At 56.4% G+C, this 23,561-nt stretch carries 25 protein-coding genes and 1 other RNA gene; 18 read left to right on the top strand and 8 right to left on the bottom strand.

Annotated elements, in window-relative coordinates; translation table 11 throughout:
• Positions 1 to 52: 52 nt before the first annotated feature.
• The 4 genes from hupB (at position 53) to ACLGE8_RS02955 (ending at position 3,433) form a co-directional block, all read left to right on the top strand.
• Positions 53 to 325, top strand: a complete 273-nt coding sequence (gene hupB, locus ACLGE8_RS02970; protein ID WP_035895161.1) for a nucleoid-associated protein HU-beta — start codon at positions 53 to 55, stop codon at positions 323 to 325.
• A 199-nt stretch (positions 326 to 524) separates the two neighbouring features.
• A complete protein-coding gene (gene ppiD, locus ACLGE8_RS02965) occupies positions 525 to 2,396 on the top strand; it encodes a peptidylprolyl isomerase (protein WP_410996320.1) in 1,872 nt (623 codons plus the stop codon).
• Between the two features lie 151 nt (positions 2,397 to 2,547).
• Positions 2,548 to 2,925, top strand: a complete 378-nt coding sequence (locus tag ACLGE8_RS02960) for a helix-hairpin-helix domain-containing protein (protein WP_410996318.1) — start codon at positions 2,548 to 2,550, stop codon at positions 2,923 to 2,925.
• A 109-nt stretch (positions 2,926 to 3,034) separates the two neighbouring features.
• Entirely contained in the window at positions 3,035 to 3,433 is a 399-nt protein-coding gene (locus tag ACLGE8_RS02955; protein ID WP_410996316.1) for a YbgC/FadM family acyl-CoA thioesterase, read from the top strand.
• Between the two features lie 97 nt (positions 3,434 to 3,530).
• Here the strand turns inward: ACLGE8_RS02955 and queC are convergent, their stop codons facing one another.
• Positions 3,531 to 4,226, bottom strand: a complete 696-nt coding sequence (gene queC / locus ACLGE8_RS02950; protein WP_410996314.1) for a 7-cyano-7-deazaguanine synthase QueC — start codon at positions 4,224 to 4,226, stop codon at positions 3,531 to 3,533.
• Between the two features lie 67 nt (positions 4,227 to 4,293).
• Positions 4,294 to 5,994: an SgrR family transcriptional regulator gene (locus ACLGE8_RS02945; protein WP_410996312.1), complete on the bottom strand. Its 1,701-nt coding sequence runs from the start codon at positions 5,992 to 5,994 to the stop codon at positions 4,294 to 4,296.
• Between the two features lie 99 nt (positions 5,995 to 6,093).
• Between ACLGE8_RS02945 and cof the strand changes: the two genes are divergently transcribed.
• Positions 6,094 to 6,912 carry an HMP-PP phosphatase gene (gene cof / locus ACLGE8_RS02940; RefSeq protein WP_410996311.1) on the top strand — a complete coding sequence of 273 codons (819 nt, stop codon included), beginning with the start codon at positions 6,094 to 6,096 and terminating at the stop codon, positions 6,910 to 6,912.
• 44 nt (positions 6,913 to 6,956) lie between these two features.
• Here the strand turns inward: cof and ACLGE8_RS02935 are convergent, their stop codons facing one another.
• Positions 6,957 to 8,006, bottom strand: a complete 1,050-nt coding sequence (locus tag ACLGE8_RS02935; protein ID WP_410996625.1) for a PLP-dependent cysteine synthase family protein — start codon at positions 8,004 to 8,006, stop codon at positions 6,957 to 6,959.
• Positions 8,007 to 8,121: 115 nt separating this feature from the next.
• On the opposite strand from ACLGE8_RS02935, the gene ACLGE8_RS02930 reads away from it, so the two are divergent.
• The 6 genes from ACLGE8_RS02930 to ACLGE8_RS02905 all read left to right on the top strand — a co-directional run bounded on the left by ACLGE8_RS02930 (position 8,122) and on the right by ACLGE8_RS02905 (position 14,693).
• Complete coding sequence (locus ACLGE8_RS02930; RefSeq protein ID WP_185667138.1) at positions 8,122 to 8,580, top strand: Lrp/AsnC family transcriptional regulator; 459 nt, start codon at positions 8,122 to 8,124, stop codon at positions 8,578 to 8,580.
• Between the two features lie 87 nt (positions 8,581 to 8,667).
• Entirely contained in the window at positions 8,668 to 10,443 is a 1,776-nt protein-coding gene (locus ACLGE8_RS02925) for a SmdA family multidrug ABC transporter permease/ATP-binding protein (protein WP_410996308.1), read from the top strand.
• Positions 10,436 to 12,214 carry a SmdB family multidrug efflux ABC transporter permease/ATP-binding protein gene (locus tag ACLGE8_RS02920; protein WP_410996306.1) on the top strand — a complete coding sequence of 593 codons (1,779 nt, stop codon included), beginning with the start codon at positions 10,436 to 10,438 and terminating at the stop codon, positions 12,212 to 12,214. The genes ACLGE8_RS02925 and ACLGE8_RS02920 overlap by 8 nt, the downstream gene beginning before the upstream one ends.
• 209 nt (positions 12,215 to 12,423) lie before the next feature.
• Positions 12,424 to 12,762: a P-II family nitrogen regulator gene (glnK, locus tag ACLGE8_RS02915; RefSeq protein ID WP_004858743.1), complete on the top strand. Its 339-nt coding sequence runs from the start codon at positions 12,424 to 12,426 to the stop codon at positions 12,760 to 12,762.
• A 33-nt stretch (positions 12,763 to 12,795) separates the two neighbouring features.
• Complete coding sequence (amtB, locus tag ACLGE8_RS02910) at positions 12,796 to 14,082, top strand: ammonium transporter AmtB (RefSeq protein ID WP_035895173.1); 1,287 nt, start codon at positions 12,796 to 12,798, stop codon at positions 14,080 to 14,082.
• A gap of 350 nt (positions 14,083 to 14,432) precedes the next feature.
• Positions 14,433 to 14,693, top strand: coding sequence for a type II toxin-antitoxin system HicB family antitoxin (locus ACLGE8_RS02905; protein ID WP_410996304.1), 261 nt, complete (start codon positions 14,433 to 14,435; stop codon positions 14,691 to 14,693).
• A 79-nt stretch (positions 14,694 to 14,772) separates the two neighbouring features.
• On the opposite strand, the gene tesB is transcribed toward ACLGE8_RS02905, so the two are convergent.
• Positions 14,773 to 15,633 carry an acyl-CoA thioesterase II gene (gene tesB / locus ACLGE8_RS02900; protein ID WP_410996302.1) on the bottom strand — a complete coding sequence of 287 codons (861 nt, stop codon included), beginning with the start codon at positions 15,631 to 15,633 and terminating at the stop codon, positions 14,773 to 14,775.
• Positions 15,634 to 15,851: 218 nt separating this feature from the next.
• Here tesB and ACLGE8_RS02895 point away from each other — a divergent pair, with 218 nt between their 5' ends.
• Positions 15,852 to 16,352, top strand: coding sequence for a YbaY family lipoprotein (locus tag ACLGE8_RS02895; protein WP_410996300.1), 501 nt, complete (start codon positions 15,852 to 15,854; stop codon positions 16,350 to 16,352).
• Positions 16,353 to 16,498: 146 nt separating this feature from the next.
• On the opposite strand, the gene ACLGE8_RS02890 is transcribed toward ACLGE8_RS02895, so the two are convergent.
• Positions 16,499 to 16,810, bottom strand: a complete 312-nt coding sequence (locus ACLGE8_RS02890) for an MGMT family protein (protein ID WP_410996298.1) — start codon at positions 16,808 to 16,810, stop codon at positions 16,499 to 16,501.
• A 165-nt stretch (positions 16,811 to 16,975) separates the two neighbouring features.
• On the opposite strand from ACLGE8_RS02890, the gene ffs reads away from it, so the two are divergent.
• The 3 genes from ffs to ACLGE8_RS02875 all read left to right on the top strand — a co-directional run bounded on the left by ffs (position 16,976) and on the right by ACLGE8_RS02875 (position 17,873).
• An RNA gene (ffs, locus tag ACLGE8_RS02885) (signal recognition particle sRNA small type) lies at positions 16,976 to 17,072 on the top strand.
• Positions 17,073 to 17,412: 340 nt separating this feature from the next.
• Positions 17,413 to 17,661: a hypothetical protein gene (locus ACLGE8_RS02880; protein WP_185667131.1), complete on the top strand. Its 249-nt coding sequence runs from the start codon at positions 17,413 to 17,415 to the stop codon at positions 17,659 to 17,661.
• Complete coding sequence (locus ACLGE8_RS02875; protein WP_035895186.1) at positions 17,658 to 17,873, top strand: hypothetical protein; 216 nt, start codon at positions 17,658 to 17,660, stop codon at positions 17,871 to 17,873. The genes ACLGE8_RS02880 and ACLGE8_RS02875 overlap by 4 nt, the downstream gene beginning before the upstream one ends.
• 87 nt (positions 17,874 to 17,960) lie before the next feature.
• On the opposite strand, the gene ACLGE8_RS02870 is transcribed toward ACLGE8_RS02875, so the two are convergent.
• The gene (locus ACLGE8_RS02870; RefSeq protein WP_410996296.1) at positions 17,961 to 19,385 is read right to left on the bottom strand and encodes a PLP-dependent aminotransferase family protein; all 1,425 of its coding nucleotides are present in this window, start codon (positions 19,383 to 19,385) and stop codon (positions 17,961 to 17,963) included.
• A gap of 89 nt (positions 19,386 to 19,474) precedes the next feature.
• Here ACLGE8_RS02870 and ACLGE8_RS02865 point away from each other — a divergent pair, with 89 nt between their 5' ends.
• Together ACLGE8_RS02865 and ACLGE8_RS02860 are read left to right on the top strand one after the other, a co-directional pair.
• Complete coding sequence (locus ACLGE8_RS02865) at positions 19,475 to 20,089, top strand: YczE/YyaS/YitT family protein (RefSeq protein ID WP_410996294.1); 615 nt, start codon at positions 19,475 to 19,477, stop codon at positions 20,087 to 20,089.
• A gap of 74 nt (positions 20,090 to 20,163) precedes the next feature.
• Positions 20,164 to 20,556, top strand: a complete 393-nt coding sequence (locus tag ACLGE8_RS02860; RefSeq protein WP_410996292.1) for a LacI family DNA-binding transcriptional regulator — start codon at positions 20,164 to 20,166, stop codon at positions 20,554 to 20,556.
• Between the two features lie 137 nt (positions 20,557 to 20,693).
• Here ACLGE8_RS02860 and ACLGE8_RS02855 read toward each other — a convergent pair whose 3' ends face one another.
• Positions 20,694 to 21,500 (bottom strand): nickel/cobalt efflux protein RcnA, encoded by an 807-nt coding sequence (locus ACLGE8_RS02855; RefSeq protein WP_410996290.1) that lies wholly within the window; start codon positions 21,498 to 21,500, stop codon positions 20,694 to 20,696.
• Between the two features lie 135 nt (positions 21,501 to 21,635).
• On the opposite strand from ACLGE8_RS02855, the gene ACLGE8_RS02850 reads away from it, so the two are divergent.
• Positions 21,636 to 21,908, top strand: coding sequence for a metal-sensing transcriptional repressor (locus ACLGE8_RS02850; RefSeq protein ID WP_185667125.1), 273 nt, complete (start codon positions 21,636 to 21,638; stop codon positions 21,906 to 21,908).
• On the opposite strand, the gene ACLGE8_RS02845 is transcribed toward ACLGE8_RS02850, so the two are convergent.
• Positions 21,889 to 23,466, bottom strand: coding sequence for an EAL domain-containing protein (locus tag ACLGE8_RS02845; RefSeq protein WP_410996288.1), 1,578 nt, complete (start codon positions 23,464 to 23,466; stop codon positions 21,889 to 21,891). The two genes, ACLGE8_RS02850 and ACLGE8_RS02845, sit on opposite strands and share 20 nt — an antisense overlap.
• Between the last annotated feature and the right edge of the window lie 95 nt (positions 23,467 to 23,561).

Genomic DNA, 23,561 nt, shown 5'->3' with positions numbered 1-23,561 from the left:
GCATCGTGAAGGATTCAGGTGCGATATAAATAATAAAGAGAGGAAGAGAACAGTGAATAAATCTCAACTGATTGACAAAATTGCTGCTGGCGCGGATATCTCCAAAGCTGCAGCTGGACGTGCGTTAGATGCTTTAATTGCTTCTGTTACTGAATCTCTGCAGGCCGGGGATGATGTTGCACTGGTAGGTTTTGGTACCTTTGCTGTTAAAGAGCGTGCTGCCCGTACTGGCCGTAACCCTCAGACCGGTAAAGAGATCACTATCGCCGCTGCTAAAGTACCAGCGTTCCGTGCAGGTAAAGCACTGAAAGACGCGGTAAACTGATCGCTTTCCCGCGTAGGGAATGTGGCACAGTACAAGGGCGCATCATCTGATGTGCCTTTTTTTTATGGCTTATTGTGTACTTTTAAGCGTTTATATTCGGTGTCATGCTGACAAGCGCCCCGGTTTCTTGTCAAAATAGCGGCCACACGTGCTATGCTGCACGAGGTATTTGTCACCTACAGCGGAGTGTTGTTACACCATGATGGACAATTTACGCACGGCAGCCAACAGCGTCGTGATCAAAGTCATTTTCGGGCTCATTATCGTGTCGTTCATTTTGACCGGCGTGAGTGGTTACCTGATCGGCGGTAACAATAATTTTGCCGCGAAAGTAAATGGCCAGGAAATTGGCCGCGGCCAGTTTGAAAATGCCGTTGCTAGCGAGCGTAACCGCATGCAGCAGCAGCTTGGCGACCAGTACTCAGAGCTGGCGGCCAACGAAAACTACATCAAAACGATGCGTCAGCAGGTGCTGAACCGCCTTATCGACGAATCGCTGCTGGATCAGTACGCGAAGACCTTAGGTCTTAGCATCAGCGATGAGCAGGTGCGTAAAGCGATTTTCGCCACCCCAGCTTTCCAGACCGACGGCAAATTTGATAACACCCGCTACAACGCGCTGGTGAATCAGATGGGCATGACGGCAGATCAATACGCGCAGGCCCTGCGTAACCAACTGACGACCCAACAGCTGATTAACGCCGTTGCTGGTACCGACTTTATGCTGCCAGGTGAAACCGACCAACTGGCTGAACTGGTTGCGCAGCAGCGTCTGGTTCGTGAAGCGACGATCGACGTGAATGCGCTGGCGGCAAAGCAGCAGGTTTCCGATCAGGAAGTCTCTAGCTACTACGAGCAGAACAAGAGCCAGTTTGTGGCGCCGGAGCAGTTCCGCGTGAGCTATATCAAGCTGGACGCGACCTCCATGAGCGAGCCTGTCACTGACGACGAAATTCAGTCCTACTACGACCAGCATCAGGATCAGTTCACTCAGCCACAGCGCGACCGCTACAGCGTGATTCAGACCAAAACTGAAGCTGATGCGAAAGCGGTACTGGACGCCTTGAACAAAGGCGCGGACTTCGCTGCACTGGCAAAAGAGAAATCGGCTGACATCATCTCCGCACGTAACGGCGGTGATATGGGTTGGCTGGAAGCCTCTACTACGCCTGACGAGCTGAAAAATGCCGGCCTGAAAGAAAAAGGCCAGCTGTCTGGCGTGATCAAGTCCTCCGTGGGCTTCCTGGTTGCGCGTCTTGACGACGTTCAGGCAGCGCAGGTGAAACCGCTGGCTGACGTGCGCAAAGAGATTGCGGACAAAGTGAAGCAGGAAAAATCTCTCGACGCTTACTATGCACTGCAGCAGAAAGTGAGCGATGCGGCAAGCAACGACAACGAATCTCTGGCAGGTGCAGAGCAGGCGGCTGGCGTGAAAGCGGTTGAGACCGGTTGGTTTGACCGTAATAGCCTGCCGGCCGAGCTGAACTTCAAGCCGGTATCTGACGCTATCTTCAACGGTGGTCTGGTTGGTGAGAACGGCATGCCGGGCAGCAACTCTGACATTATCACCGTTGACGGTGACCGTGCCTTCGTCATTCGCGTGAGCGAGCACAAAGCCGAAGCGGTGAAACCGCTGGTGGAAGTGAAAGCGCAAGTGACCGATATCGTTAAGCACAACAAAGCAGAACAGCAGGCTAAACTGGATGCTGAAAAACTGCTGGTGGCGTTGAAGGACGGTAAAGGCGATGACGCAATGAAAGCCGCAGGCCTGACCTTTAGCGCCAGCAAGACCCTGAGCCGTGCCGGTCAGGATCCGTTGAGCCAGGCCGCCTTCGCACTGCCGCTGCCGCAGAAAGATAAACCAAGCTACGGTATCGGCAACGATATGCAGGGCAACGTGGTTCTGCTGGCGCTGGACGAAGTGAAAGCGGGCGAAATGCCGGAAGCGCAGAAGAAAGCGATGGTTCAGGGCATTACCCAGAACAATGCGCAAATCGCCTTCGAAGCGATGATGAACAACCTGCGTAAATCCGCGAAGATTAAGCTCGGCGACATCATCGACCAGCAGTAATAATCGGAATTCGCTTCGCATAATTTTGTAATGCGATGTACATATCAAAGGCCGCTTTCGCGGCCTTTTCCACATTTGAAATCTGCCTTTTGAACCGTCTCGCGCTAACCGTTATGGTGCTTTCGCTATCAATCAACAAGGAGAAATCAAGATGAAACGTGGAATCAAAATGTCTGTTATGGCGGCGGTACTGGCGTGTGCGGGGATGAGTTTTAGCGTTCAGGCGGCAGCGCCTGCTGTGGCGAAAACGCAGGCGTCGCAGACAAAAGCCAGTGCGGATACCACAGAGCAGGTGAAAGCCGTGCCTGCCACTAAAGCGGTGGAGGATGAAGGCACCAGGGTCAGCATTAATACCGCGTCGGCAGAGGCGTTAGCGCAGGCGATGAACGGCGTAGGGTTGAAAAAGGCGCAGGCTATTGTCAGCTACCGTGAAGAGTACGGCCCGTTCAAAACGGTGGACGATCTCAAGCAAGTGCCGGGAATGGGTAGCTCGCTCGTTGAGCGTAATCTGGCGCACCTCACGCTTTAATTTGCATCAGGTGTTTGCACTCGTCTGAAAATTTGCCAGACTAAAGAGGTCATACCAGTGGTGTGACCTCTGACTCTATTTAAAAACAAAATAATAAGGCTATGGCGCTATGCAGACACAAATCAAAGTTCGCGGTTATCACCTGGACGTCTACCAGCACGTTAACAACGCTCGCTATCTGGAGTTTCTCGAGGAGGCCCGCTGGGATGGGCTGGAGAGCAGCGCGGGGTTCCAGTGGATGAGCGCGAACCACATCGCTTTTGTGGTGGTGAACATCAATATTAATTATCGCCGCCCGGCGGTGCTGGGCGATCTGTTAACGGTGTCCAGCAAGGTGCAGCAATTGAACGGTAAAAGCGGTGTGTTAAGTCAGGTAGTAACGCTGGAGCCCGAAGGGCAGGTGGTTGCCGACGCGCTGATTACCTTCGTCTGTATCGATTTGAAAACGCAGAAGGCGCTGGCGCTGGAAGGGGAGTTGCGGGAGCATCTGGAAGCGATGGTTGAGTAATGTGCTTGTCCCGGGGGCGGCGTAAACGCCTTGCCCGGGCTACATGACATGACGGTAGCCCGGGCGAGCGCAAGCGACCCCGAGATTGTCTCCAGACTTATTTCAGCCCGGTCTTCTGCTTCATCATCGCCATCACCCCTGGCTTATCCGCCAGATAATGATTCAGCCCGTTTGCCCGCAGATTACAGGCCGCACAGTGGCCGCAGCCATTGCCTTTAATGCCGTTGTAGCAGGTGAGCGTTTCGTTACGCACCAGTTCCAGCTTGCCCCAGTAGTCCGCCAGCGCCCAGGTCTGGGCTTTGTCGAGCCACATCAGCGGCGTTTCAAAGCGAATGTCTTTTGCCATGCCCAGGCTAACCGCATGGTTCAGCGCCTTCACAAACTCATCGCGGCAGTCCGGATAACCAGAGAAGTCGGTTTCACATACGCCGGTAATAACAGCTTCGGCTTTTACCTGATAGGCATAAATAGCCGCCAGCGTCAGGAACAGAATATTGCGCCCTGGCACGAAGGTATTCGGAATACCGTCAGCATCTGGTTCGTAGTCCGGTACGGGAATGCTGTCACGGGTCAGGCTGCTGACCGCCAGTTCATTGAGCAGGGTGACGTCTAGCACCTTATGCGCGCGAGCGCCCAGCGTTAAGGCCAGTTCACGGGCAACGTCAATTTCAGCGCGATGGCGCTGGCCATAATCAAACGTGACGCAGTGAACTTCATCATATTGATGCAGCGCCTGCACCAGGCATGTTGTGGAATCTTGTCCACCGCTAAAGACGACAACGGCACGTTTCATGGCTTTTCCTGTCAGTAACTCTAAAAGCCGCTATGGTAACGCCTGCGGCGCGTGGCGACCAGCTTCTTCACCGCGTGGTCGGCGGTAACCAGGCGGCGGAAAAGTCAAACCAGCCGCGCGCGTTCAGGCGAATGCCGTTGACCCCCGGCGGTGCGCTGACCTGATACTGGTAGTTGAACAGCGGCGTCAACATCGCTTCACTCATCAGGCGGGTAAAAATAGCCTTCAGGGCGGCGATGCGCTGAGTATCATCCGACAGCGATTGCGCTTCATCCAGCGCCAGGTGAACGCGACGGGACTGTGACTCGGTAAACAGCGCGGGCCATAGCGCATCGCAGCGAAGCCACTGCTCCAGCGCGTATTCCGGCATTTCGCCAATCAGGCGGTCGCCCATAAACAGGTCCGCCTGCGGCAGGTCCGGACAACCGGTCCAGCTTTTTGCATCATAGAAAATCACCGTCAGGTCACAGCCAAGCTGCGCCAGCGCGGTTTTGAGCTCTTCGGCCATGGTGTGCAGTTCCACCGGCAGATGGTAGAGAAGCGTCAGATGGGACGGCAGGGCAACGTCGGGCGCGTCTTTTGGTAGCGGGATATCCCAGCCGGGCAGCATCTCTTCGCTCGGGGTAATCAGGTTTTCCCCGAGCGGCAGGCTTTGCAGTAGGCCGGAACGATGAATCAGCCCGATGATCCGCTGAGCCTGCGCGCTGCTCAGGTGTTGGCTCTGACGCAGCGCCAGATAGCAGAATCCAAGGCTGATGCTGTGACTGACCAGTCTGAGCTCGCCAAGCTCCTCTGGTTTGCCAATGGCAATCTGCACCGGGTGCTGACAGCTGGTCCCCAATCCCTGCTCGAAAAGCTGTGGGGTGATCCAGTATTCAATAGCCTGCAGCAGCGGGTGGCCCTGGTGAAAGCGATGATGGCTCTCAATACGCACCAGTTCCGGTTCAAAAATTTTCAGCATAAACGGGCCGGTACCCAGCGACGGTTCGTCCGGATGTGCCAGCACGCTACAGTAGCTTGCCAGCCGGTGCGGTAGCCAATAGTCCGGGTGATGGAGCGTAAAGGTCAGACACTGCGGGTGCGTTTGGGTAATGGCTTTCACGCTGGAAAAAAGCTTCGCCAGTTCGGGCAACTCCAGCAGCATCAGCAATCGTCGGCGAAGCTGCTCGGTCTCAACGGTATCGCCGTTGTGCCAGTGCAGGGTCGAACGAATATAAAACTGCCAGCACAACCCATCGTCTGAAACCGACCAGTGGTGCGCCAGGTCTCCCTGCGGCTGTGAGGCTTCATGGTTAAAGCGAGTCAGGCCGGAGTATATCTGTCCGGCAAGGTGCTGCTCGGCGCGACCAGCCAGGAAGCCGGGATGCAGTGGCTCCAGCGGACGGTAGTAAGGGATACGCAGCGTTGGCGTATTGTTTTGCCACTGGCCGCCGAGAAACGGGTGCAGCAGCGCCCGCAGCTCAACCGGGGCAATCTGCGCCAGCTCCAGCGCGTTATGCTGTTCACCGCGGTTCAATGCCGTTTCCATCATCTCATTACGCAGCGTTTCCGGCGCAGTGTGGAATCGTAACAGCCCGCGCTTGCCGCGCCCTGACTGTGCCTGCCAGCTAAGCCAGCCCGCCTCTTGTGCCTGACGCAGCAGGGTACGCACGTGGCGCTCGCTGCAAAAACAGCGGGCGGCCAGTTCGGCGATGGTGGCCTGCTGATCTTCTCCCTGCGACGGTTGCCACAGGCGCTGGAACTGATTTAAACGATTTAACTGGCGCATATAAACCCGGAACAATAAATATCAACTATTCAGTATTACTTCCGTATATCCCAGCCGATACTACGTGGCAAGAGAGAGCGATCACAGGCGGGATAAAAGATGGCAAGACTGGCAGCATTTGATATGGATGGCACCCTTTTGATGCCGGACCATCGTTTAGGCGAGAGAACCGTGGCGGTACTGAAGCGCCTGCGCGAACGAAATATCACGCTGACCTTTGCCACCGGTCGTCACGTGCTGGAAATGCGTCCGCTGGTGGAGAAACTGTCGCTGAATGCCTTCCTGATAACCGGCAACGGTACGCGTATTCATACCCAGCAGGGTGAAGTGCTGCATCGTAGCGATCTCGCGCCGGAGGTGGCGGAAGAGGTGCTGCATACCCACTGGGATACGCAGGCCAGCATGCATGTCTTTAACGATAGCGGCTGGTTTACCGGTCGTGAAATTCCGGAAATGCTCAAGGCGCACGTTTATAGCGGTTTCCGCTATCAGCTTCGTGACCTGCGCATGATGCCGGCGCATCAGGTGACGAAGGTCTGCTTCTGCGGCGATCACGACGATCTCTGTCGTCTGCGAATTCAGCTAGTCGAAGCGTTCGATAAGCGTGCTGATATCTGCTTCTCCGCCGTTGACTGTCTGGAAGTCCTACCGCTTGGCAGTAATAAAGGCGCGGCGCTGTCGGTGCTGAGTCGTCACTTGGGCGTGGGCATGGATGAGTGCATGGCCTTTGGCGATGCGATGAACGACCGTGAAATGCTGGGGCTCGTAGGGCGCGGCGTGATCATGGGGAATGCGATGGGGCAGCTGAAAGCGGCGTTACCCCATCTACCAATTATCGGGAACTGCAAAAACCAGGCGGTTTCTCACTATTTAGCTCATTGGCTGGACACACCTAATCTTCCTTATTCCCCCGAATAGAGAGACCTTCCAGCAAGCCAGGCTCAGTTGATGCCTGGCTTTTTTTATTTCCCGAGCAGCGTGTTGATTGCCTGATGCCACGGTGCGGTGTCGCCAATATTATTCGCCACCCATTGAGGGTTGTAATAGGTATCGAGGTAGCGCTCGCCGCTGTCGCACAGCAGGGTCACGATAGACCCGGTTTTCCCTTCATCACGCATTTTCGCGGCCAGTTGCAGCGCACCCCACATATTCGTCCCGGTAGATGCGCCGACCTTACGGCCAAGCTGCGTTTCCAGCCACTGGGCGGTGGCGACGCTTGCGGCATCCGGCACCCGCAGCATGCTATCCACCACGTCAGGAATAAACGACGGCTCGACGCGCGGGCGGCCAATACCTTCAATTTTGCTGCCGACGTTGCCGCGAAGATTTACATCGCGGTGCTGCCAGTAGTCCATAAACACGGAGTTCTCCGGGTCCACCACCATCAGCTGCGTTTCATAGCCCTGACAGCGAATGTAGCGGCCAATGGTAGCTGAGGTGCCGCCGGTACCCGCGCTCATCACCACCCACGCTGGTACCGGGTTGGGTTCGTGCGACATCTGGCGGAAAATGCTGTCGGCAATGTTGTTGTTGCCGCGCCAGTCGGTGGCGCGTTCGGCGTAGGTGAACTGATCCATATAGTGGCCGTTCAGCTCGCGGGCCAGCGTTTCAGAAGCTGCGTAGATTTCACACGCGCTTTCGACAAAGTGGCAGCGGCCGCCGTAAAACTCAATCTGCTCAACCTTACGTTTTGCCGTGCAGGAAGGCATCACCGCAATAAACGGCAGGCCGAGCAGGCGAGCGAAGTAGGCTTCGGAAACCGCCGTTGACCCGGACGACGATTCAATAATGGTGGTGCCCTCTTTGATCCAGCCATTGCACAGACCGTAAAGGAACAGCGAGCGCGCCAGACGGTGCTTGAGGCTGCCGGTCGGGTGCGTGCTTTCATCTTTCAGGTAGAGCTGGATGCCGGGAAAGGCAGGCAGCGCCAGGCGGATTAAATGCGTGTCGGCGCTGCGTTGGTAGTCGGCGTTAATTTCGCTGATGGCGTGTTTGACCCAGGTGCTGTTCATCATTATTTTCCGTTTGTCATTTTGTGCCTAGCTTAGCGAAAAGTGCAGAAAAATTTGTTGCCATCTAGCCTTTAAAATAGAATTAAGAGAGAAAAATATTCTCCCGGTGACCGAAATGTTAGATAAAATTGACCGAAAGCTGTTGGCCCTACTACAAAATGACTGCACGCTCTCTTTGCAGGCGTTAGCAGATGCCGTTAATCTGACCACCACACCGTGCTGGAAACGACTAAAACGTCTGGAAGATGACGGTATACTGCTTGGCCGCGTCGCCTTACTGGATGCGGAAAAGCTTGGGCTTGGGTTAACGGCGTTTGTGCTGATAAAGACCCAGCACCACAGCAGCGATTGGTACAGCCTTTTTGTGAGCGAAGTGACGCAAATGCCCGAAGTGTTGGGCTTCTGGCGCATGGCCGGGGAGTATGACTACCTGATGCGCGTCCAGGTGGCGGACATGAAACGCTACGATGACTTTTATAAAAGCCTGGTGAACCGCGTCCCCGGACTGTCGGATGTCACCTCAAGCTTTGCGATGGAACAGATTAAATACACCACTGCTCTCCCCATCGAATAATACTTTTTCTGGGATTTTCTCTTCGCCCGTCGAGCTGCCAGGGCGGCAGCGCAGGACGAAGAGAATCGACGTTCAGGATTTTACCGCGTGCGATTATTTGCTCAACTAAGTTGGTACTTCCGCCGGGAATTGCGGCGCTATCTCGGCGCTGTCGCCTTGCTGATTATCATCGCCATACTCCAGCTCATCCCGCCGAAAGTGGTCGGGATCGTGGTGGATGGCGTGACACAACACCACTTCACTGCCGGGAAGGTGATGATGTGGCTCGGCACCATGGTACTGATTGCCGTGGTGGTCTACCTGCTGCGCTACGTCTGGCGCGTACTGCTGTTCGGTGCCTCCTATCAGTTGGCGGTCGAACTGCGTGAAGATTTCTACCGTCAGCTAAGCCGTCAGCATCCGGAATTCTACCTGCGTCACCGCACCGGCGACCTGATGGCCCGCGCCACCAACGATGTAGACCGCGTGGTATTTGCCGCCGGGGAGGGGGTGCTGACGCTGGTGGACTCATTGGTGATGGGCTGCGCGGTGCTGATTGTGATGTCTACGCAGCTTAGCTGGCAGTTAACTCTGTTGGCGCTGCTGCCGATGCCCATCATGGCGCTGGTTATCCATCGTTACGGCAACCTGCTGCACGAGCGCTTCAAAGTGGCGCAGGCAGCGTTCTCCAGCCTCAACGACCGCACCCAGGAGAGCCTGACCAGCATCCGCATGATCAAAGCCTTTGGCCTTGAGGACCGTCAGTCCGCCCAGTTTGCCGCCGATGCGGCGGACACCGGGGTGAAGAACATGCGCGTGGCGCGCATTGATGCCCGTTTTGACCCAACGATTTACATTGCCATTGGGATGGCTAACCTGCTGGCGATTGCCGGCGGCAGCTGGATGGTGATGCAGGGCGAACTGACACTCGGCCAGCTCACCAGCTTTATGATGTATCTTGGGCTGATGATCTGGCCCATGTTAGCGCTGGCCTGGATGTTCAACATTGTCGAACGTGGCAGCGCCGCCTACAGCCGCATTCGTACTCTGCTGGCGGAAGCGCCGGTGGTGGACGATGGCACGCAGCCGGTACCCGAAGGGCGTGGTACGCTGGAACTGGCGATTGGTCGCTTTAGCTACCCGCAAACCGACAAACCAACGCTCTGTGACGTCAATGTGACCCTGAAACCGGGCCGTATGCTCGGCATTTGCGGGCCGACGGGGTCAGGGAAATCCACCATCCTGTCGCTTATCCAGCGCCATTTTGACGTTGATGAAGGTGAGATCCGCTTCCACGATATTCCTCTGCGTCAATTGCAGCTGGATGCCTGGCGCAGCCGCCTGGCAGTGGTCAGCCAGACGCCGTTCCTCTTTTCCGACACCGTCGCCAGCAATATTGCGCTGGGCCATCCGAGCGCGACGCAGGAAGAAATTGAGCACGCGGCGCGGCTGGCCTGTGTGCATGAAGATATTCTACGCCTGCCGCAGGGTTACGATACCGAAGTCGGCGAGCGCGGTGTGATGCTCTCCGGCGGACAGAAGCAGCGTATCTCTATTGCGCGCGCGCTGCTGCTGGAGGCGGAAATTCTGATCCTCGACGACGCGCTGTCGGCGGTTGATGGCCGTACGGAGCATCAGATCCTGCACAACCTGCGCCAGTGGGGCGAAGGCCGCACGGTGATTATCAGTGCGCACCGTCTCTCAGCGTTGTCTGACGCCAGCGAAATTATCGTGATGCAGCACGGGCATATTGCCCAGCGCGGTCAGCATGACCAACTGGCAGCGGAGCAGGGCTGGTACCGCGATATGCACCGTTATCAACAGCTTGAGGCCGCGCTGAACGACGTGCCGGAAGAAGAGAAATCGGAGGTGGCCGATGCGTAGTTTTGGGCAACTGTGGCCAACCCTGAAGCGCCTGCTGGCCTACGGTTCGCCGTGGCGTAAACCGCTGTCGATTGCGGTGGTGATGCTGTGGGTGGCTGCCGCCGCCGAGGTGAGCGGGCCGCTGTTGATAAGCTACTTTATTGACAATATGGTAGCGAAAAACAGTCTGCCGCTGGGGACGGTTGCCGGGCTGGCGGCTGCCTATATCGGGCTTCAACTGCTGGCTGCTTCGCTGCACTACAGCCAGTCGCTGCTGTTTAACCGGGCGGCGGTCGGCGTGGTGCAACAGTTGCGTAGTGACGTGATGGACGCTGCGCTGCGTCAGCCGCTGAGCGAATTTGACACCCAGCCGGTAGGCCAGCTTATCTCCCGCGTCACCAACGACACGGAAGTGATCCGCGATCTGTACGTGACGGTGGTGGCGACGGTACTGCGCAGTGCGGCGTTGATTGGCGCAATGCTGGTGGCGATGTTCAGCCTCGACTGGCGTATGGCGCTGGTGGCGATCGCTATCTTCCCGGCGGTGATGATCGTGATGGTGATTTATCAACGCTACAGCACGCCGATTGTGCGCCGCGTTCGCGCCTATCTGGCGGATATTAACGATGGCTTCAACGAAGTCATCAACGGCATGAGCGTGATTCAGCAGTTCCGCCAGCAGGTGCGCTTTGGCGAGCGGATCGGCGATGTGAGCCGTTCACACTATCTGGCGCGTATGCAAACGCTGCGTCTGGACGGCTTCCTGCTGCGCCCGCTGCTGAGCCTGTTCTCTTCGCTGGTGCTGTGCGGCCTGCTGATGCTGTTCGGCTTTAGCGCGCAGGGTTCCATTGAGGTCGGCGTGCTGTATGCGTTTATCAGCTATCTGGGGCGTCTGAACGAGCCGTTGATTGAACTCACCACTCAGCAGTCGATGTTACAGCAGGCGGTGGTGGCCGGTGAGCGCGTGTTTGAACTGATGGACCGCCCGCGCCAGCAGTATGGAACGGACATTGCTCCGCTGGAGCGCGGCGATATTGATATCGACGATGTTTCATTTGCCTATCGCGATGACAAGCTGGTGCTGCAAAACATTTCGCTGTCTATTCCAGCACGCAGTTTTGTGGCGCTGGTGGGGCATACCGGCAGCGGCAAGAGTACGCTTGCCAGCCTGCTGATGGGCTATTACCCGCCAAACTCCGGGGAAATCCGCCTCGGCGGCCGTCCGTTACAAAGCCTGAGCCATCAGGTGCTGCGACAGGGCATCGCCGTGGTGCAACAAGATCCGGTAGTGCTGGCTGACTCCTTCTTTGCCAACGTCACGCTGGGGCGTGATATCAGTGAAGAACAGGTTTGGCAGGTGCTGGAAACGGTGCAGCTGGCCGAACTGGCGCGAGGGATGAGTGAAGGTATCTATACCCATCTGGGCGAGCAGGGTAACAACCTGTCGGTCGGGCAGAAGCAGTTACTGGCGCTGGCCCGTGTGCTGGTTGAGACCCCGCAGGTGCTGATCCTGGATGAAGCCACCGCCAACATTGACTCCGGCACCGAACGCGCCATACAGCACGCGCTGGCCGCTGTACGCCAGCACACGACGCTGGTGGTCATCGCCCACCGTCTGTCGACCATCGTGGAAGCGGATACCATTATGGTGCTTCACCGTGGACAGGCCGTCGAGCAGGGGACTCACCAGCAACTGCTTGAAGCCAAAGGGCGTTACTGGCAGATGTATCAGCTACAGCTGGCCGGTGAAGAGCTGGCGGCCAGCGCCCAGGATGATGCGCTGACCGCGTAATGCACCACCGTCAGGCATTTTTCTAACAGATTGCTGTTGTAACACGCATCATGCACCCGCATGGTGCGTTTTTCATTTAACGCCCATCATCTTGCCGCCATAAACCCTGATTTTCACCGCAGAGCAGGGCGTTTTTCATTTTTGGCATGCCCCTTGCTTTACCTCTTACGTGTTCGTAGCCATTACCGAATTCTGACTGGAGGGGATCTATGAAGCTGGTTACCGTGGTAATTAAACCATTCAAACTTGAAGACGTTCGCGAAGCGCTGTCTTCCATTGGCATTCAGGGCTTAACGGTGACGGAAGTGAAAGGCTTCGGTCGTCAGAAGGGTCATGCAGAGCTTTATCGCGGCGCGGAATACAGCGTTAACTTCCTGCCGAAAGTAAAAATTGATGTGGCTATCGCCGACGATCAGCTCGATGAGGTTGTCGATGTGATTAGCAAAGCCGCTTACACCGGAAAAATTGGCGACGGTAAGATTTTTGTCGCCGAACTGCAGCGCGTAATCCGTATTCGTACCGGCGAAGCCGACGAAGCGGCGCTGTAATTCCCAGCCAGCACAGTGATAGGGATCGAGATGATGAAAAAAACAATGGTAAAAACGGGGTTGAGCGCACTGGCGCTGCTGCCGGGTCTGGCGATGGCGGCACCGGCGGTGGTCGATAAAGCCGATAACGCCTTTATGATGCTGTGTACCGCGCTGGTGCTGTTTATGACCATCCCGGGGATTGCGCTGTTTTACGGCGGACTGATCCGCGGTAAAAACGTGCTCTCCATGTTGACCCAGGTTGCGGTGACCTTTGCGGTAGTCTGCGTACTGTGGGTCGTTTACGGCTACTCGCTGGCCTTTGGCACCGGCGGCAGCTTCTTCGGCAGCTTCGACTGGGTGATGCTGAAAAATATTAAGATTACTGACCTGATGGGCTCGTTCTATCAGTACATCCACGTTGCGTTCCAGGGATCCTTCGCCTGTATCACCGTGGGCCTTATCGTTGGTGCGCTGGCGGAACGTATTCGCTTCTCCGCAGTGCTGATTTTCGTGGTGATTTGGCTGACCCTCTCCTACGTGCCGATTGCGCACATGGTATGGGGTGGCGGTCTGCTGGCGAGCCACGGCGCGCTCGACTTTGCGGGCGGTACGGTGGTGCATATTAACGCCGCTGTTGCAGGCCTGGTGGGTGCTTACCTGATTGGCAAACGTGTGGGCTTTGGCAAAGAAGCGTTCAAACCGCACAACCTGCCGATGGTATTTATCGGCACCGCGATCCTCTACTTTGGCTGGTTTGGCTTCAACGCCGGTTCTGCCAGTGCGGCCAACGAAATTGCCGGTCTGGCCTTTGTGAATACCGTGGTGGCAACCGCTGCGGCGATCCTTGGCTGGGTATTTGGCGAGTGGGCGCTGCGCGGTAAGCCTTCTCTGCTGGGGGCGTGTTCCGGTGCGATTGCTGGTCTGGTCGGTATTACCCCAGCGTGTGGCTATATCGGTGTCGGCGGTGCGCTGATTCTGGGTATCGTGGTTGGTCTGGCGGGTCTGTGGGGCGTGACTTCCCTGAAACGCTGGCTGCGCGTGGATGACCCATGCGACGTGTTCGGTGTTCACGGCGTGTGCGGCATTATCGGCTGTATCCTGACCGGCATCTTCGCTTCTACGGCGCTGGGCGGTGTGGGCTATGCAGAAGGCGTGACCATGAGCCATCAGGTGCTGGTGCAGCTTGAAAGCATCGCCATCACCATCGTCTGGTCCGGTGTCGTGGCCTTCATCGGCTATAAAGTGGCAGATTTGACCGTCGGTCTGCGCGTACCGGAAGACCAGGAACGTGAAGGTCTGGACGTGAACAGCCACGGCGAGAATGCCTACAACGCCTAATCCAGGTAGCCCGGGCGAGGCGTTCATGCTGACCCCGGGAAGGCATCAGAAGTTGAAAAAAATTATTCTGACCGTTATTTAACCCGCCTACGTGCGGGTTGTTTATTTGTGCGGCAGCGCCAATGGTTTTTGTGATCGCCGTCACTCTATGGGCTGGTATGGTGTCTGCAAAACCTTACGAACCGTAAGTAATTACATACGTCTCAGTAAAAGCATTTTACTTAAAACAACTGTTTATCTTTTTCGCCGCAGAGTATTCTCCCACCCCGTCGATATCATCGGCAAAGATTTGCGGGCAAAGCCAGCTTTACCCGCGCCAGGATGGCACAACAATTCAAGGAACGTTTCAAATGCATACCAGCACATTATTTATCGATGGTCACAAAGCCCGCGTTAAATACGACCCCATTATTGAAATGTTTCGCGGTGAGTTTTTGAACACCGACCGCAGGGCAACGTTTATCGCCGGAGACGCGAAAGAGTTGACCATTGCCGCCCGCGATGCGTTCGATTGCTACTGCAATAACTGCCGTGCGACCGGCGTGAAGCCGTTCAACAAGAAGAAACGTCTGCCTGGAATTAGCTCCCTGCTGAGCCGTATCATCCATTAATTACCCCGTTGCATCGCGCACTCTACTCTCTGCACCGTATTGCTCGCCCGCGTTTTATCGCGGGCGTGGTTGATATCGCTTAGTTGCGGTTACGCATAACCCCTTCCTGTACCGTCGAAGCCACCAGTACGCCGTCCTGAGTGTAGAACTCGCCGCGCACAAAACCGCGGGCGCTGGAGGCAGAGGTGCTTTCAACGCTATACAGCAGCCATTCGTTCATATCGAACGGACGGTGGAACCACATCGAGTGGTCGATGGTTGCAACCTGCATACCCGGTTCCAGGAAGCCCACACCGTGCGGCTGCAGGGCAACCGGCAGGAAGTTGAAGTCAGAGGCGTAGCCGAGCAGATACTGATGAATATGCAGGGAATCCGGTACGGTGCCGTTGGCGCGCATCCACACCTGACGACGCGGCTCTGCCACGTGCCCTTTCAGCGGATTGTGGAACTCGACCGGGCGGATCTCCAGTGGCTTATCGCAGAGAAATTTCTCTTTGGCCTGTGGCGGTAGCAGGTGTGCCAGCGAGCGGGCGATGTCGGTTTCCGACGGCAGGCCGTCCGGTGACGGCGCGGCAGGCATCGTTTTCTGATGCTCGTAGCCGGATTCCGGGCCCTGGAAGGAGGCGGTCATATAGAAAATCGGTTTGCCGTTCTGGATAGCCGCCACGCGACGCGCGCTGAAGCTGTTGCCATCGCGCAGTACCTCAACGTCATAGACGATAGGTTTCTGGCTGTCGCCCGGGCGCAGGAAGTAGCTGTGGAAGGAGTGCACCAGACGGTCGGCAGGGACGGTCTCTTTTGCCGCATACAGCGCCTGGCCGACAACCTGGCCGCCAAAGACCTGACGCAGCCCCAGATCTTCACTCTGGCCACGGAACAGTCCTTCTTCAATTCTTTCCAGATTTAATAATGTCAGCAGATTCGAAAGCGCTTGGCTCATTGATACCCTCTATAATTTTACGGTCACAACAGCAGGTGAATACTCTCATTATAACGCAGTTTCGCGAGTGGTCCGATGGGTTCAATTGTCTGAATAATGGGGCGTTTGCAGGTAATCATGTGAATTATATGCCACACTAAAGCGGTTACGTTTGTTAATGCATTGTCACTCAAATGAGAAAACAGCCTCTTGATGGGTGAGCAATAAGGAGAATGCTAATGAAACTCGTGCCGATCTTAAGCGGTTTGGCGATTGCACTGGCCCTGGCTGGCTGTGCGAAGACGCACCAGCAAAGTCAGAATCAGACACCTGCGACAGAAGCAGCGGCGGCTACGCAGGCCATTCAGGGGCCGAACGTTTCCGGTAACGTGTGGATCCGCCAGAAAGTGGCGCTGCCACCGGATGCCGTGCTGACCGTCACCCTGTCCGATGCCTCGCTGGCCGATGCACCATCGAAAGTACTGTCGCAGAAAGTGACGCGTACCGAAGGGAAACAGGCGCCGTTTAGCTTTGTGCTGCCGTATAACCCGGCAGATATCCAGCCAAATGCACGTATTCTGTTGAGCGCGGCGGTGACCATCAACGATAAGCTGGTCTTTATTACCGATACTGTGCAAGAGGTTATCAACCATGGCGGTACCAAATCCGACCTGACGTTGGTGCCGGTACAGCAAACGCCGGTGCCGGTTCAGGATGCCTCGCCGGTACAGGTTCCATAAACGCGAATGCCCTCCACGAGAGGGCATTTTTTTGCCGTGAATTCAGCATTACTTTTGTAGGCCTGATAAGCGAAGCGCCATCAGGCAATCACGGCGCATATTGCCAGATGGCGGCGTTGCCTTATCCGGCCTACAAGCTACAAATGCTAGTAGTTCCAGCGATACTTCTGCATATCAATCTGCCCGCTTCCTGACACCTGCACCCCTTCGGAAAGCAGTGCCTGACGTTGGCGCTGTAGATCCGGGCCAGTCAGGGATATCAAGCCGTGACGATTCACCACCCGATGCCACGGCAGCGTGGAGCCCTCCGGCAGCCGTTTCAGTACGCCGCCGACCTGACGCGCGGCGCGTGGGGAGCCGGCCAGTCGGGCAATATCGCCGTAGGTGGTAACGTAACCTTCCGGGATGGAAGCCACGATTTGCCATACGCGCTGTGGGAAAGAGCCGAATTCGTCCATAGTGAGTTCCTGAAAGCAGAACCGTCAGCATAATCAGCCTGATGCCCCCTGTGAAGGGCGGATTGCGCAAGAATCCAGCAGGCAGTAGCGGATAGCTTGCAATTGCCCGCCTCAGCAGTGATAATGCGCCGGCGCGTTGGATAACAACGCTCTCAATGGGGGCCCTGTTGGTTCTCCCGCAACGCTACTCTGTTCACCAGGTCAGGTCCGGAAGGAAGCAGCCAGGGCAGATGACGCGTGTGCCGGGATGTAGCTGGCAGGGCCCCCACCCATTTCTACCGCCGTAAAATTCCCCCTCGCTAAGACCAATCTAATCCCTATATTGATTGTGGTTATTTATCGCTAACAACCTTTTGTATTCAAATAACATTCATCTATCTGTAATAATATTGTCATTTATGTGTCATAAATTGCCTTTAAATTAACATTGGGTATTTATATTACCCTTTGTGTTATAAATATATTTCTGGAATGTGCTGTTGGTTTCATGTATTAGTTATTACAGAAATAATACAGAAACCATTTTTGGCCGCGTCGATTTGCTGATTTTGTTAACACAAAAGCCGCATACGGACGGCGCGTCTTTACGGGAAGGGGTTTATATGACAGTCGCAGTGCTTAACGTAAAAATTGATGAAGCGGTAAAAGAGAGACTTCGCCACTTTGCCGAAGTCCATGGCCTGACTTTAGGCGCTGCGGCAGAAAAACTGCTGCTGCTGGGGTTTGTAGCAGAAGAAGAGGCGGGCGTGTGTGAAGATGACATCGACAGCCAGCATACGGAAGAGGATGTTGCTCCATTCACACCTAAAGAAATCAAAGCATTACGTAAAATCCTAAAGAAGAGAAAATGAAACAGCAAACGTCGATAGCGTGTAACTATAGCGAAGCCTGCGACCTGTTACGTTCAGGCTACGTGAAGCATGTTCTTCTCAACTGGAATGTTGGCAGCGATGAGTTCTTCCGCATTGCCTCAGACTGGTGCGATACCGGGGCTAAGATTAAAAAAGAGGGAGAATCTTTCGTTATTTCCCTGAAAGGCTTTCCGATCCCTCCTCAGCACTAATATATTCTTTAGCCGCACTTTATAACGTTAAAGAATATAATGTTTCAGGCCGGTTATGATATTGGGGCGTTCTCCCCTTGCGCGCGGTTAAATTATTTTCCGCACTTTGTTTGCGCCATGCTGGCCTGCTAACGTTGCCCAAATCGGCTGTAACGTCGAAAAGGCGCGATGCAGGGTTTCATCGTCCAACGTGAACGGAATGCGTAAATTGCGCTCTCCGCTGCCCGCCAGACCAAATCGTGTTCCCACCCCAAGATGAATCGCGCAAGCTTCCGCTCGTGCAGCAAACCGCGTTGCCATCATCTCCGGCAACTCAACCCAGAACGACAGTCCTCCCTCCGGCAGCACAAATTTCCACTGCGGGAAGTATTCATGCATTAACGCCGCGCACATATCCCGCCGCGCCGTCAGCAGCCGACGTCGTTCGGGCAGTAGCTGATGCTCATTTTCCAGTAGCCAGCAGGTTGCCAGTTGTTCCAGCAGCGGTGAACCTAAATCAAGGGTATCGCGGGTCTGGACCAGCGCCGCGATGGTGCGCGATGAAGCGCGGATCCAACCCAGACGAAGCCCACCCCAGAAGCTTTTCCCGGTTGAACCCACGGTGATGATCGGCGCATCGCGGTTAAACGCCGCCAGCGGTGGCGGCGGCGGGGCGTTGTACCACAAATCCACCATCGTTTCGTCGACGACCAGCGTCGTGCAGGTTCGCGCGGCCAGGTCCGCCACTATCTGCCGAGTGGCGCTGTCCATGCACTGCCCGGTGGGATTTTGAAAATCGGGCATCAGATACGCCAGGCGTGGTGCGGTCTGGGCGATAACTGCCGCCAGTCCGTCGGTGTCCCAGCCTTTATCGGGCAATGGTAGCGCGACCGGGCGGCAGGACGCACCCTCAATCGCGGAAATCGCCAGTGGATAGGTCGGCGTTTCAACTACCACCCGATCGCCCGGCCCGGTGAGGTTGCGCAGAATGAGTGCCAGCCCGCTGACCGCACCGTTTACCAGCATAATCTCGTCGGCCTGCGTTGGCAGCCCGCGCGCACTATAGCGCTGAGCGATGGCTTCGCGCAGGGCGGGCAGCCCCTGCTGATCGTAGCCGGTATTGCTGAGATAGCCGGGCAGCACCGCCAGTGCGTGACTGTAGGCCTGGTGGATTTCCGCGCCGGCCGCCAGCGCAGCGGTGGACATATCCAGCGTCGGCGAGGCCGGCATGCGCGGCGCACGCTGGTAGCCTTCGACGCTGAGCGTGACCGTCGATCCGCTACCCTGCTTGCTCTGGACATAGCCTTCGTCGCGCAGCTGGGCCAGCGCGCTGGCAATGGTGGTGCGGCTGACCCCTAACGCGCTGGCAAACTCCCGCTCTCCCGGCAGGCGTGTGCCGAGCGGCAGGCGGCCATCAAGAATTAGCAGCCGCAGCGCATCGGTGAGCTGCCGCCACAGCGGCGTCGGAGAGGGGCCGTCCTGCCAGTGGCCGAGCAGGCGAACTAATGATTGGGTGGCGGAGCGTCGAATCATGGGAGCAGTCCACTTTTTAAAAACTGGTCATTAATCATAATGCCATTTTTACCGATGATGGAAGCCTCATTCTACAGGCCGAGGTCTCTATGCTACGCCGACTGATCCAGCTCTACATTGGGTTAATACTCTACGGGGTATCGACCGCCGTTTATGTTCGTGCCAACCTCGGGGCCGATCCGTGGAACGTGTTCCACCTTGGCGTATCCGGGTTAACCTCCCTTGATATTGGGATGGTGATGATCCTCACTGGCGCAGCCGTTCTGCTGCTATGGATCCCACTGCGCCAGCGTCCGGGGCTAGGCACCATCAGCAACGTTATCGTGCTGGGGCTGGCGGCCGATGCCACGCTCTCGCTGATGCCACCGCTGGAATCACTCTGGCTTCGCGCCGTGCTGCTGCTGCTGGCGGTGGTGCTGAACGGGATGGCGACCGGGATGTATATCGGTGCTGGTTTTGGCGCCGGGCCGCGCGATGGCCTGATGACCGGCATTCACGCCCGCACCGGTTGGCCAATCCGCCGAATTCGTACCACTATCGAACTGTCGGTGCTGGTTATCGGGATGCTGCTGGGCGGCACCTTCGGCGTGGGCACCGTGCTGTATGCGCTGGCGATTGGCCCGTTGATTCAGATTTTCCTGCCGTGGTTCCAACTTCCCCGTGTAGCGCAGCGTCGGACGGCTGAAGTGGAGCAACCTTCCTGATTTTACGAAGCGCTCACAGCGTGATGCTCGTTTCCGGTTACACTGCACCTGGTATGACAGTTAAGTGGAAAAGTATGAAAACAATCACGCTGCATGATGTGGCCCGCGTTGCCGGCGTCTCCTACCAGACCGTGTCGCGGATGATAAACCAGGCTGCGCACGTGTCGCCGCGCACGCGGGAAAAGGCGCAGGTGGCGATGCAGGAACTGCACTATGTTCCCAATCGCGGCGCGCAGCAGCTGGCCGGAAAGGCGACGCGTGCGCTAGGTTTGCTGACTACCGACCTGGCGCTGCATACGCTGTATATCTGTCCGACGGAAAATGGGCTGCGCTGCGAAACCCGTCAGCTGGAATATGGCGCGCACTGCTGGCGCGGTGAGTTCCACTTCGGCCTCAGTCGCTATAGCCAACGGCAGTTGCATGAGGCGACACATCACCATCTGCTGCGTGAGGAGCCGGGCTGCTGACTGAACCTCGATGCCTTCCATATGGAGGTAGGCGGCGAGACTCCTGGAGCCCGAGCATGGGGCCAGAGTTTTTACTGCCTGCCCGCCGGGTTCGCTACCAGTTTAGCTGGCAGTTAAGCTAAGCCCTGCACACGGCATCAGATCAGTGCACTGATGCCGTGCCCCATCATGTAAAGCCCCACCAGAATAATCAGCGCGCCGGAGAACCACGGCGCTTTTCGCGATAGTTCCCCAAACCCACTCCAGCGTTTACTTACCTGCTTCAGACCAATGGCGGCAATGGCCCCGGAGGCGACCAGCGTGAGCGCTAGCCCGATGCTAAAACTCAGTACCAGCGTCGCACCCAGCGCCACGTGTTTAAGCTGCAGGCAGATAAGCAGAATGGTAATCGAGGCCGGGCAGGGGATGAGCCCACCGGTCAGACCAAACACCACAATTTGCCCGGTGGTGACTTCCTGGCCTTTGAAGCGGCGGTTGATCTCTTCGGCATGGGCGCGCTGGTGGGCATCCTGCCAGTCGGCATCAACCAGATCGTGGTCATGATGATGTGCATGATCGTGATGGTGGTGATCATGGTCGTGATGATGATGATCATGCGCCCCGCGCGACTCACGCCAGGTGCGCCATAGCATCCACAGCGCGATAACAATAATGATTATCCCGGAAAGCAATTGAAACCACGGCTCGGCGGTTTGTGCATCCCAGCCGCGGCCAAACCACATCCCGGCCATGGCAATGACCCACACCACTACGGTGTGCGACAGCGTCGCCGCCAGCCCCAGCAATATCGCCTGCTTTAGCGTGCCGCGGATCGCCACGATAAATGCCGCCATCATGGTTTTGGAATGGCCTGGTTCAAGGCCGTGCAGCGCCCCAAGCAGAATGGCTCCAGGGATAAAGAACCAGGCATTGCCCTGTTGTAAGAGTGTCGTGAAGTCGGTCATCGCGAAGGATCCTTGCAAAAAAGTGAAATCACTATACTCCCACCCAGTATTGTAATACTACCCCCTAGTATAAAAATGCGCAGTGATAGCCGCGCGTGGTATGCTTGCGCAGGAGTTAAGAACAGGATCCCGGCCATGTCACATACCGTTCGTCACAAGAAGATGTTATTGACGCGTCTGAAGAAAATTCAGGGGCAGAGCGTTGCGCTTGAGAAAATGCTCAATCGCGAGCACGAGTGCGCGGAGGTGCTACAGCAGCTGGCGGCGATTCGCGGGGCTGTCAACGGCATGATGCTGCAGGTGATTCAGGGCCATCTTACCGATCACGTGGTCAAAGAGCCCGAAGAGGGCCAGCGCGAAGCCGACCTCGAGGTGGTGATGCAGGTGATTAAGTCCTATCTGAAGTAGCGTGCGCCCGCAGGTTGTTTTCCGCCCAGATAATAAACGCCTCTTTCGGCAGGGCCTTGCTGTAAAGCCAGCCCTGTCCAAACTGCACGCCGTGCTCGCGCAGCCACTTCTCCTGGCAGGGGCTCTCAATCCCTTCCGCTACCACGTTCAACTGCAGGGTTTTCGCCATCTCAATGATGTATGGCGTCACCTGGGCGTATTCCAGTGCATCAACGAAGGATTTATCAAGCTTTAAGGTATCGACCTCAAGGTCCTGCAAGTAGCGGAGGCTGGAGTAGCCGGTGCCGAAGTCATCGATATAGATGGCGTGCCCGGCCTTGCGGTAGGCGGACATCGCCGGCAGCGTGGTTTTCGGGTCAGCAAAGCCGCGTTCAGTTAATTCGAGGGCAATTTGCTGCGGCTGTACGTGCCAGATTCGCATCTGCTGGTGCAGCAACGTCTGGAGCATCACGGAGTGAAAGTCGGCGACGGAGAGGTTGATGGAGACGTGTTGATCCGGGTGCAGGCTGAGCCATTTGCCGAGATCGCGGAACACCGATTTCACCACGTTTTCGGTCAGGTGTGTAATCAGCCCGGTCTGTTCGGCAAGCGGAATAAAAATCTCCGGTGACAGATAGCTGCCGTCCGGTTGCTTCCAGCGCGCCAGCGCTTCACATCCCACCACTTTGCCATCGGCTAGCGACACAATCGGCTGGTAGTCGACCGTAATCCCGGCATTGTTCAGCGCATCGAGCATACGCTGACGCGGTGACTGCAAACGGCGCAGCACCTGGAAAATCAGCCAGCTTGCCAGCAGGCTCAACAGCATGCCTGCCGGAACCCACAGCAGCAACTGGTGGCGCAGGCGCTCTGACAGCGGCAGGGTTGAAGACCAGGTCATGATCGACACCTGCAGGTCGGGATACTGTCGTACCGTATAAACGACGTTGTCTTTGGTCAGCGTCTCCAGATGCTGCAGCTGAATTTGCTGCCAGGCATGTTGGTCCAGCGGTGCGCTGCTGGCGAGCACCCGGCTGTTATGGGTGCTGATAAGCGCCACCTGAGTTTTCGAGTTGCTGAACGGGATAACGTCGATAAACGAGACGGGGTCGATAATCACCATATGGTGATCGGAGGCGAAAGCGGCCATATAGCGGTGAATACCGAGATCGTTACGCTCGGTGTACCAGGCACGATAGCCGGATGGGATAATACGGTCGGGCTCCGGGAAGGTGAACGGCTTCCCGGCGTTCTCGAGCGAGGAACACCTGGTTGTCAGCCCATCAAGATAGAGCACTTCCTGAATATAGCGCCACGAGTAGGAGAGGCGGCGCATTTCCTGGAGATGCGCTGGGCTGCAGCCCGTATCCTTCAGGGTATCCATCTGCCGTAGCGCCCCTTTGGCTTGATCCATAACCTGCTCGGTACGTATGAGGACCCGCGATGCGTAGGTTTCCTGCTCGGTGATAAACTGCCGATGCGCTTCCCGCTGGGCAAGCCAGATGCTCAGCAGGATAGGCAGGAGAATCGCCATAATCAGCACACCGGTTATCAGACCGATCAGGTGTCGAGTTGTCACTGCCAGTCCTTTTCTGGGGCAAAGTAGTACAAGTATACTCGACATTTCTTATGCTTATTACGTGAAATCTCCCGCTCCATCAGAATTATCTTGAA

The sequence above is a fragment of the Kluyvera sp. 142486 genome (genome assembly GCF_046569695.1).
Classification (GTDB): domain Bacteria; phylum Pseudomonadota; class Gammaproteobacteria; order Enterobacterales; family Enterobacteriaceae; genus Kluyvera.
This window is presented reverse-complemented; position numbering and strand designations above follow the sequence as displayed.

Bases quoted from the DNA above. Each gene is read 5' to 3' on its own strand.
- ACLGE8_RS02870 (WP_410996296.1), bottom strand. From the start codon at position 19,385: ATGATTCGACGCTCCGCCACCCAATCATTAGTTCGCCTGCTCGGCCAC.
- ACLGE8_RS02935 (WP_410996625.1), bottom strand. From the start codon at position 8,006: ATGAACAGCACCTGGGTCAAACACGCCATCAGCGAAATTAACGCCGAC.
- ACLGE8_RS02850 (WP_185667125.1), top strand. From the start codon at position 21,636: ATGTCACATACCGTTCGTCACAAGAAGATGTTATTGACGCGTCTGAAG.
- ACLGE8_RS02875 (WP_035895186.1), top strand. From the start codon at position 17,658: ATGAAACAGCAAACGTCGATAGCGTGTAACTATAGCGAAGCCTGCGAC.
- queC (WP_410996314.1), bottom strand. From the start codon at position 4,226: ATGAAACGTGCCGTTGTCGTCTTTAGCGGTGGACAAGATTCCACAACA.
- ACLGE8_RS02905 (WP_410996304.1), top strand. From the start codon at position 14,433: ATGCATACCAGCACATTATTTATCGATGGTCACAAAGCCCGCGTTAAA.
- amtB (WP_035895173.1), top strand. From the start codon at position 12,796: ATGAAAAAAACAATGGTAAAAACGGGGTTGAGCGCACTGGCGCTGCTG.
- ACLGE8_RS02945 (WP_410996312.1), bottom strand. From the start codon at position 5,994: ATGCGCCAGTTAAATCGTTTAAATCAGTTCCAGCGCCTGTGGCAACCG.
- ACLGE8_RS02920 (WP_410996306.1), top strand. From the start codon at position 10,436: ATGCGTAGTTTTGGGCAACTGTGGCCAACCCTGAAGCGCCTGCTGGCC.
- glnK (WP_004858743.1), top strand. From the start codon at position 12,424: ATGAAGCTGGTTACCGTGGTAATTAAACCATTCAAACTTGAAGACGTT.
- ACLGE8_RS02865 (WP_410996294.1), top strand. From the start codon at position 19,475: ATGCTACGCCGACTGATCCAGCTCTACATTGGGTTAATACTCTACGGG.
- ACLGE8_RS02855 (WP_410996290.1), bottom strand. From the start codon at position 21,500: ATGACCGACTTCACGACACTCTTACAACAGGGCAATGCCTGGTTCTTT.
- ACLGE8_RS02930 (WP_185667138.1), top strand. From the start codon at position 8,122: ATGTTAGATAAAATTGACCGAAAGCTGTTGGCCCTACTACAAAATGAC.
- ppiD (WP_410996320.1), top strand. From the start codon at position 525: ATGATGGACAATTTACGCACGGCAGCCAACAGCGTCGTGATCAAAGTC.
- ACLGE8_RS02960 (WP_410996318.1), top strand. From the start codon at position 2,548: ATGAAACGTGGAATCAAAATGTCTGTTATGGCGGCGGTACTGGCGTGT.
- ACLGE8_RS02895 (WP_410996300.1), top strand. From the start codon at position 15,852: ATGAAACTCGTGCCGATCTTAAGCGGTTTGGCGATTGCACTGGCCCTG.
- ACLGE8_RS02890 (WP_410996298.1), bottom strand. From the start codon at position 16,810: ATGGACGAATTCGGCTCTTTCCCACAGCGCGTATGGCAAATCGTGGCT.
- cof (WP_410996311.1), top strand. From the start codon at position 6,094: ATGGCAAGACTGGCAGCATTTGATATGGATGGCACCCTTTTGATGCCG.
- ACLGE8_RS02955 (WP_410996316.1), top strand. From the start codon at position 3,035: ATGCAGACACAAATCAAAGTTCGCGGTTATCACCTGGACGTCTACCAG.
- ACLGE8_RS02880 (WP_185667131.1), top strand. From the start codon at position 17,413: ATGACAGTCGCAGTGCTTAACGTAAAAATTGATGAAGCGGTAAAAGAG.
- tesB (WP_410996302.1), bottom strand. From the start codon at position 15,633: ATGAGCCAAGCGCTTTCGAATCTGCTGACATTATTAAATCTGGAAAGA.
- ACLGE8_RS02860 (WP_410996292.1), top strand. From the start codon at position 20,164: ATGAAAACAATCACGCTGCATGATGTGGCCCGCGTTGCCGGCGTCTCC.